We start from the raw sequence: 9,497 nt of genomic DNA on the forward strand, positions 1-9,497 counted from the left end.
ATTTGTGCGCGATTCTATTAACATTGATTCAGAAAGATCAGTTGTTGGAAATAAATCAACAGCGCTGATAATTTCTTGATCAACTAAATGTCTGCTTCTGTTTTTTTGCTCACTCATGATTTTTAATTTCCTCGCTTTCTATTTATACACATCATTCATTATGATGTGCTGCTCATCGTTTTATGCACAAATCAGAGCCCTTTCTAACTTTCTTTCGTCAGCTAATTTCCAACTATCATGTACACTCTCACATGCTAAACCTATTTTAAATAATGTAGACAGCTATTCATATGTCAACAATGGCTTAGATTCATTGTTAACACAAAAAAGGCACTGATGAGAAATTCTCACCAGTGCCCGTTATTCTTTATTCATTATGTGAATACACAATTCTCTTAATCGTATCTATGGAGAGGAAATATTCCTTCGAAAGCTGCTCGATACTACTCTTACTCATAAAAGCATTTCTAATAGCGGCATTTCGCTGATCCAGTAATTGTCTACCACCGCTCAAGCTTCCCCAGTTTTTATATTCCTTTTCTTGCTTAGGAATGTAAAGAGCCTCTCCTTGAACATACTTTTGAATTTCCATAATTAGCTCTTCAGGCAATATCTTTGTTGCATTAATATATTTCAACTTCGCCCGCTCCTTATTTTGACAATTAAAAATAAGGTGCAAAGCCAAAATATTAGAAAAGCTTATTCAGCGCTATAAAATGTTTCGCCCCACGCAAAGTAACGCTTTTCCAATAACAGGCTTTGCATGAGTGGAAGAAGTACCAGATAATCTTAAGAGATTTTCCATCAGTAAGCACCCCCTTTTCCTAACAAGTATAACATAACTTCAAATGGAGAAGATCCGCATAGAGAAAACATGAAATAAGCCTTTAACCATACGATAAATCGGCTTGTATTAATTTCATATTGATGTGTGCTTGGAAATAGAAGTAATTATTATATCCCAGTCATCATAATGAAGTTCATGTCCAGTACCCTCCAATGTCAGTAAAACCGCATCCGGAATTTCATTAGCAAGATTTTCTCCATGTTTATAAGGGATAATGGGATCTTCAGTACCGTGTACAATCAGAGTAGGTGCAATGATTTCACTCGTCCTAACCAGATAGGATTCCCCACCTGCCAATAAGGCGTGATTACCCATGCTGGCGATATTGTTGCTTCTAACAAATTCTTTTTCCGCCAATGCGCCAATGCTCTTCTCATCAAAAACATGCTTTGAACCGACCAGAATCTTTGATCTATTAATGGCAAATTCGACTACCGATTGTTTGTTCGTCCAATCTACAGCCCCCATATTCGAGAAAAACTCCATAACCCTTTCCTCCATCGGAGGGAGATGCGGAGCAAAATTGGACGTTGAAACGAGGGTAATGGTTTTAACCCTCTCCGGATGCCGCAGAGCGATCATTTGAGTCAACATACCGCCCATGGACATGCCTATGATATGAGCTTGCTCAATCTTATAAGCATCCAATACTCTTATTGCATCATCTGCCATATCTTCAAAAGTATAACCCGGTTGACCAGGCTCATAAGTTGTTGAACGTCCAACATCTCGGTTATCATAACGAATGATAAAACGTCCTGCATCTGCCAAACGCTGACAAAATTCTTCTTCCCACCAAATCAAGGAGGATTGAGCCCCCATAATTAGCAAGATGGCCGGATGATCTGGATTTCCGAAACTGTCTGCACATATATTAATCCCATCTACTTTTATTAGTTGTTCGTTCATATGGAACCCTCCAATATTTCTTACAAAATAAAAAAACACAGGCCATAGGCCTGTGCGCATACTGTAATCGAAAAAGAATTTGAGAATGAACACAGTATTATGATTACCCTATGGAAGACTATCAGTCCAATCATCGGGTAGATCATAAAAGGTTCAATCCATTTCCTTTGTATCTAGTTTATATGGCATAAAGGTAGGGTTCCCCCTCTCCCCAATGATATAAAACTAAACTAGGTTACCGTGAAGGCAAACTAATCTTCGATTACGATGCACACAAAATAGTCTTAAACCACAAACCAATTCATTGTGCAAAAAGTATCGAAGAATTAGATCAACACACGTAACCCCTCCGTTCGTATAAGTTAAATTTATGCTAACATATGGCAAAGTCATATGTCAAATACTAGGCGGTTTCCTTTGTGTTAACCTTTATCCTAGTTTCAAAAAGCTATGTTGCCTCTTCCCTTATGTTTTTTGAAATTTTCGCAAATTGATTTACATACCCTGCCAGATAAATAGCGCAGCGCCAACAATTTGACGTTTTTTCTACGCTCAGCATTATTGGGCATATGCTTAAAATAGATCGGTTTCTCAAAACGCTAATCATATGGTCAGCCTGTTTTTTGAATCTTTCCTTTAAGTAACCTAAATACTTTTATTGTTTTTTCAGAGAAACCTTGAAAGAAATCACTTAGATATTTTTGGACAAGGAACCGTACCAAACTAAAGAATAAAGAAATAACTATTATAAACACAAATAGTTTTATTCCTGTTTCTATATATACCATTTAGATAACGCCCTCCTATTCAATTATCATTATATACTAATACATCGATTGATCTGGAACATGTCGATAACAACCGCTATCCGGACATTTAGCTGAAAAGGCTATCGCTTATAGCGGTAGCCCTTTGTGAATGAATTCTTATTATCCGATAGTTTAGAGAATTATTTTCTTTTTATTAATTTATGAATAATCGAAGGCTTTAAACCAGCTTGAATAAGCAATTTAATATTGAAACCCGACTTCCCATAGCTTAAACGATACCAATAGTAATTTATGTATTCTATCACGGAAAAAACATAAATCAACATACCAAAAAATAAGTCTCTTTTATTCTGTGCAAGCATTAACAACAAAATAACAATTATCACAGCCAAAAGAAAATTAATTCTTCTAAGCATGATTAGGATTTTCCGCATTAACAATGATTTCTCTTTACCTAATGATTGAGATCTAAATACCCAATACAGCACACCTTGAATTAATTGCAACACAAGAAATGAAAACGCAAGCAAGCTTGCGAATCCTAAATCTAGATACAGTTTAAATACAACAAAAAAAGAAATAGCCGCTACTAACTCACCAAAAGCTAGATTCAACAGGTGTTTTCTTAGTTTTCTCATAAAACTCCTTATAAAGATCACAAACACCAACTGTTTTAGATCAATTAATGTATTCATTTTACAACAGTATCTTGTTAACGATGAGCTACCACGCGGCAGCCCCTTCGGTGTTCAACTAACGTCCCCCATCCCTTAGTCATATTCGTTCAGGTAAAGTCCAGGTTGTTATTATTTCTTAACCTAATCACTTTCTCTTTGTATTTTTTCAACTTGGCTTCGAAACCGCTTCTATTTTGTTCAAAATCCTTTGTCCATTTATACATCATCTTCAACATCAGGATGTCTGGCTTATAATGACACTTTTCAATACCAAGATTTTGCTTAAGAAATCTCTTTAGGATTCTTATCCTTCGCGTCCACAATGGAGTATCAAGAAATATGATTGTATCGGCCATTTCATACAAACATTGATAGGACTCTCTATCTGTTCCTTCAAATATCCATGTACCGTGTATATCTATTTCCTTTATAACCTCAATTTGTTCTTCTGCTGAACGTTTATATCGTCCCATGGGTGTTTGATGATGGACTATGGAGTCAAGTTCATAACAAGGTACACTAACTTTCTGCGATAAGCGTTTAGCCAATGTCGTCTTACCACTAGCTACAACTCCAATAATGAAGATCTTTTTCATTCCTATTCTAGCTCCCTGCAACGAGCATATTTGATTTAAATGACTTCTCTATTGACAACAGGGATTCCTTCTAATGCAATTTTGGCAAGATATCGGATCACGGTTATAGAACGAATACTCATTAGCGTAACCTGCCCGTTAGATTAACAGCTGCCGTGGCTAAACTGCAACCCGAAAGATAGACACTTTAGAAAGAGTGATCATCTTTCGGGTTTTGTCTAGTCAGGGTAATGATCAGAAAGTGCACCTATACCCTCTAGTACAAATCCGAGAGATACCTCATTATGTTGTAAATAATCCATAGTTATTTTATCAAGCATATTTTTAAGTACTTGTTTAAAAAATGCTTTGAAAAACGTTCATACTCGACCTAAGCAGGGGAGAAATCCTGATCAAAGGTCTATTTTATGACAAAGCAACTTCCAGTATAGTTCCATATGTAAGATAATACTAGGAGGTTTTAACGCATGACAGAAGCCGTTTTGAAGCTTCGCAACGTGACCAAATCGATTGGCGGACGTAAGATCGTCGACAATCTTAGTTTCGATATACCCGCAGGCGAAGTATTCGGATTTCTCGGACCGAACGGTGCCGGCAAGACGACAACAATACGGATGATCGTTGGCTTGATATCGATGTCGAAGGGCGAGGCCCTAATTAAAGGCATATCCGTCCGCGAGCACTTCGAGCTTGCTATGACGCATGTAGGAGCGATCGTAGAAAACCCGGAAATGTATAAATTTTTGACCGGTTATCAAAACCTTGTTCATTTTGCCCGTCGGCATAAAGGCATTACGAAGGAACGGATTAATGAGGTCGTTAAGCTTCTCGGACTTCAGAACCGTATTCACGAGAAGGTTAAGCGTTACTCTCTCGGCATGAGGCAGCGGCTTGGCGTTGCCCAAGCGATTCTGCATCGTCCATCGTTGCTCATCCTTGATGAGCCGACAAACGGGCTCGACCCTGCAGRCATTCGAGAACTGCGCGATTATTTGCGCAAGCTGACGAGAGAAGAAGGCATCTCCGTCATCGTCTCTTCCCATCTTCTGTCCGAAATGGAGCTTATGTGCGACCAGGTTGCGATAATACAAGCCGGCAAGCTCATCGATATTCGCTCTTTGCAGGAAACTCGCGATTCGATACAGTCGAAGATTGTTATCGAAGTCGGCGATTTACTTGCCGCTCAGCAGCTGCTATCCGCCATCTTCGATGCATCCCGCATTACGGTGAAAGGCAATCAGCTCGAAATTGCGGCTGACAAAGCTGCCATCCCCGATATTACAAGGCTGCTTGTAAGCTCGGAGATTGACGTGCTCGGCATTCAAGTGGCGCAGAAGTCGCTTGAAGAACAGTTCTTGGAAATTACCGGAGGTGAGATGGTTGTCTAGTCTGTCTAATCTAATTCGAAACGAAAATATGAAAATATATCGTCGTCCTCGTACATGGCTTATGATCGCCTTCCTCGTTTTTACAATCGCATTAATGAGCGGCATCATGAAGTGGGAATCAGGCAAAAATAATACGATCGACTGGCAAAACAACCTGACCGAACGGAATAGCAACATGCAGCAGGAGCTTCAAGAAAACAAAGAACTCTCGGAGGAGGACAAAACATACTTCACTAACGAAATCAAGCTCAATGAATATTATTTGGAACAAAATACAAATCCTAACGAATTGTCATTGTGGAATTATGTAGATACATCATCATACTTAATTATTTTAGCGACGATTCTAACCGTCATTATCGCTGCCGATATGATTGCGGCCGAATTTACTTGGGGCACGATCAAGCTGCTGCTTGTCGGTCCGGCTTCGCGCACGAAAATTATGATCAGCAAATACATCGCCACGCTTGGGTTCGCGCTTCTGCTGCTCATATTGACATTTGCGTCTGCTTACGCGGCCGGCGGTATTCTCGAAGGCTTCGAAGGAACAAGCCAAGCGAAAATATCGATTACCGATGGCGGAGTTATCCAAGAAAGTTCCTATTTGTTGAATTCGTTGGAGAAATACGCTTTCTCGATCGTATCCATGCTCATGTACGTTACGATGGCTTTCATGATTTCGTCCACGTTCCGCAGCTCCTCGATGGCCATAGCCTTCTCGCTTCTGTTCATGCTGGTCGGCAATACGCTATCGGCGCTTCTCAGCGGCTATAGCTGGGTCAAGTATTTGCTCTTCTCCAACATCGACCTGACGCAATATATGCAAGGTGCGACGCCGCTAAGACCGGAAATGACGTTGACGTTCTCGATTATGATACTTGTCGCCTACTACATCGTATTCCAATTCTTAGCTTGGTTACTGTTTACGAGACGCGACGTCGCCGCTTAAGGACAATTCCAATACTAAGAACCTCGGGCACTGCTTGAAATAAGCTGTGTCCGAGGTTCTTTTGTTTTTATCCAACTAACCTGTCCAGTTAGTTAAACGATCTATATCCGATCTTTTAATTTTGGACGTGGATAAAAACTTAGAGTATCATCATTCTTTTGCAAAATTATATTTGTTTACGACCGTTAGTGTAGAAAAGACAACCGATCATTTTGGTCGATTGCCTTTGTTCTTAATTGAACTAACGTTATCCGTTAGCTTAAATCCGCTTGAATAAATTAATGCCTCATGATTCATTGCTGAGTAAATAATATTGTTTTCCATTCCGATACTTTATGTTCAGCGTTACCCTGTCAATTCGGCGTCCGGTCGACTACTCTTTTTACCGAATCCACTGTATTGCACTTGAATCCGGTCTTCCGGGCGAATGTCGACGGTATACAGAACGAGCAGAAAGAACCATTCCAGCGGCTTCATCGCCACATAGATCACATCAGCTGCTGTCTTCGTGCGAATCTGCCGACTTACCGGATAGCCGTATTTGTCGTATAGTCGGCGAATCGTCCGGTGGCCGGCGGGCATGTACTGTTCCAGCACATTTTCGAACGCGTTAGCGATCATCAGCTGGCGATTCACTGTAATAGACATGCCGTGCCTGGTTCCCGGCCTAAGCGGCTTGACTAGGGATCGATGTCCCAGAGCGGCGACGGTGCACAAATAATGGCCATCCCCCGACACCATTTCCGGCGGTGGCGCCGGCAGCCTCGATAAGTAGAAGCCGCTCGTATCCAGAAACGCCCGAACTACACCATCCGGCCGCTGCCCGAACAAGACTAGAAGCAATTGAACAACAAGCTGAACGGGGAATAGCAGTGCGATCCATAGCGCCGGAATTGCCCGGCGACGCATGATGATGAAGCGATGCAGAGGCCGCTGCCAGGCGGGCATCGTCTCCGCATCTTCCTCCCTTCCGAACGCCTTCCATACGTCCAATGAGCGCTTGAGCTGCGCCAGATACAGCAGGCAAGACGTTAAGCTCCCGGTTTGAAGAAGCAACACGGAGAAGATCTCATTAAAATCGTAATTGGAAAAGCCGGTATGAATGAAATAGACTGCGGTCAGCGAAATGCAAAGAACCAAAAAGACGTTGCAGCAAGTATATACAATTGGAGAAAGCTTCCTATGATAGATTCTCAGCGCCCAATAGGAAAAGAAGCCGAGCAACCAGTCTACGCAAAGTACGGCACTATGCTTGTGGGACAGAGATGCGTATGCATATAATGGCTCTCCGGTTTCTGAGTACATTTTCAACGGCGCTCCTCCTGGTACCCCTTTCACATCAAATATGAAGCCAACGATCAGGAGAAACGAGGCGATCGAAAGTAGAATGCCGTCTACGAGCCGGGTTAACGTCAATCCTTCGCCTTGTTCGCTTTCCCCAGCTTTTCGCGCGAACGTAAACACCGCCCGAATGAGGGCGGTGAACGCTAGGAGAAGAAACGGAGTGAACAACAGTAGCATTTTCTTGATGCTCCTTCCGGTCGATATTGGACAAGACTTGTGCGGCAGGTGCGCTTGTCGTTTCGCCGACACAAGGCTTCTAGCGGTTCGCCACCGCAATCAGTAAAGTTGACGTCATCGTTGAATGCCCGATTTCAAAATTTCAAGAAAGCAGTTTTGGAAGCGGCGAATGCTAAAGTCCTTTTGACGCTGTATGATACTGACCCTAAAAAATGCAGTCTTTTGAGAGGAATCGAAGTCAAACTGACGCTGTGTTATTAAATGAACGTGTCCGGTTTGCACCTCCGAAGATTTTTTTTGATATAAGTAAGGAACTGACCATTTATCTAGTCAATGATACTCTGAATTTATAATTCAAAAAAAGAGAAAAATGATCATTTATATTTTCCTATTTATTGGTCCTTACTGCCCGTTAGCGCAGCGTAGGGCTGCCATGTGGCAGCCCTTAACGCTTAATATGAGACCTGATATCGGAATTAAAGCAGCGAGGTTACGAACTTCACCTCCGGAAAGCGGCTATCCGGTCCTTTCATTAAGATTCCGCCTTGATTTTTTAGATAAATACCGAAGAAATCCAGCATATAGGCATTGATAACGGAGTTCACTCTTTCAGGCGCAATCTTCCCTGTAACTCCCAGAATTTTGAAAATCGGAGAAATGAACTGTACGTCGGTAAAATTCAAATGCTCCGTATTGTCGATATAGAGGAATTGTCCCCCTACGTCAACCGTTTCGCGCATCCGTTCAAGCTCTACCTTTTTATCTTCCGTTACTTGATCCATCCACTCTCTTGTGTTGCCCATACGTTTAAGCTCTGCCTCCGTATAGGCGTGGTTATCCTTCACCATTTTTAATCTTTCGAATTCGCTTTGCGAGTTCATGAACAAAAACGGCTTACGCAGACCCTCTCTCTCACGCAGTCGATAAAGCGCTCCATCCAAGTCTATTCCAACCGTTATTCGTGGATCGTAAGTAGCGTCATAGGCCGTCGCTCCTCCGATGGAATGACCGAACACCCCGACATGTCCGAGATCAATCCTCCCTTTTAGATGACTTGGAATCTGCCCCGATTGGATGAGCTCGAATTGGTCCAGCGTAAACGCCACATCGTCGGTTAAAACTTTTCCCAACTTGTCGCGATTTCCGCTTTCCGTCCGGTAATCATGGTCGGGCGAGAATAAGTCGTTGGTTGTGCTGGTCGTGATTCGACCATCCGGAAACTCGGTTGCAAATGTATTGTAGGTGTGGTCGATCACTGCCACGATATATCCGTGACTCGCGAGATTTTCGGCTTGCGACGTATGGAGGAACCTGGAAGAGCCGAACCCGGGATTGGCAAGGATCAGCGGGTATGAAGCCTGTGCCGAAGAAACTTCGGCCCCCGAATAAGCATGACTGGATACGTACTTCAGGTGTTGAAGAGTAAACCCGGGWAGGCCATAATTCCCGGCCATATAACGTAAAATCTGGGGATCGGGAATAAAGGGAGCGTACTTCCCGGTGCCACCTTGAGCCGGATACCATACCTGAACCATCAATTCTCTCTTACCATCTCTGGCTTCGTCAAAAATCTCTTCCCTCTCTGTATCCACAAAATGATAAGTTTGCGTTCCTACCTTAAATTCGCCTGTCGGTTCAGGCAGTTTAAATACAGGAAAAGCATACATGAGACCCGCTGTAACGACCAGCATTAGCCCTATAGCGGTATTAGCTGAACCCAACAAGAATCGCGGGATTTTTTTTGGGACGTTTTTTTTAAAATAGCTATAACCTGAAATGGCTAAAAAAATGATCGTTATGCAATACGGGAAGAATAGCTGAACTCTGTATCCTTCCACCG

At 42.2% G+C, this 9,497-nt stretch carries 8 protein-coding genes; 2 read left to right on the top strand and 6 right to left on the bottom strand.

All coding sequences use genetic code 11. The features are described 5' to 3' along the window. Nucleotides 1-367: 367 nt before the first annotated feature. The 4 genes from AC1DSE_RS23345 to AC1DSE_RS23360 form a co-directional block, all read right to left on the bottom strand. Nucleotides 368-637: a CD3324 family protein gene (locus tag AC1DSE_RS23345; RefSeq protein WP_076270608.1), complete on the bottom strand. Its 270-nt coding sequence runs from the start codon at nt 635-637 to the stop codon at nt 368-370. Between the two features lie 282 nt (nt 638-919). Continuing rightward, complete coding sequence (gene mle / locus AC1DSE_RS23350; RefSeq protein WP_477528263.1) at nt 920-1,756, bottom strand: alpha/beta fold macrolide esterase; 837 nt, start codon at nt 1,754-1,756, stop codon at nt 920-922. Nucleotides 1,757-2,705: 949 nt separating this feature from the next. Beyond that, nucleotides 2,706-3,164: a hypothetical protein gene (locus AC1DSE_RS23355; protein WP_477512315.1), complete on the bottom strand. Its 459-nt coding sequence runs from the start codon at nt 3,162-3,164 to the stop codon at nt 2,706-2,708. A 146-nt stretch (nt 3,165-3,310) separates the two neighbouring features. Then, nucleotides 3,311-3,799, bottom strand: a complete 489-nt coding sequence (locus AC1DSE_RS23360) for a P-loop NTPase family protein (protein ID WP_477512316.1) — start codon at nt 3,797-3,799, stop codon at nt 3,311-3,313. Between the two features lie 467 nt (nt 3,800-4,266). On the opposite strand from AC1DSE_RS23360, the gene AC1DSE_RS23365 reads away from it, so the two are divergent. Both AC1DSE_RS23365 and AC1DSE_RS23370 read left to right on the top strand, forming a co-directional pair. After that, a complete protein-coding gene (locus tag AC1DSE_RS23365) occupies nt 4,267-5,187 on the top strand; it encodes an ABC transporter ATP-binding protein (protein WP_477528264.1) in 921 nt (306 codons plus the stop codon). Then, a complete protein-coding gene (locus AC1DSE_RS23370) occupies nt 5,180-6,136 on the top strand; it encodes an ABC transporter permease (RefSeq protein WP_477512318.1) in 957 nt (318 codons plus the stop codon). The genes AC1DSE_RS23365 and AC1DSE_RS23370 overlap by 8 nt, the downstream gene beginning before the upstream one ends. Before the next feature lie 345 nt (nt 6,137-6,481). Here the strand turns inward: AC1DSE_RS23370 and AC1DSE_RS23375 are convergent, their stop codons facing one another. Further along, on the bottom strand, nt 6,482-7,657 hold the full coding sequence (locus AC1DSE_RS23375) for a DUF6688 domain-containing protein (protein ID WP_477512319.1): 1,176 nt from the start codon (nt 7,655-7,657) through the stop codon (nt 6,482-6,484). Between the two features lie 476 nt (nt 7,658-8,133). Then, nucleotides 8,134-9,497, bottom strand: a 1,364-nt coding sequence (locus AC1DSE_RS23380) for an alpha/beta hydrolase family protein (protein ID WP_477528265.1), incomplete at its 5' end; no start/stop codon positions are given.

Source organism: Paenibacillus sp. 01L418 (assembly GCF_056400045.1).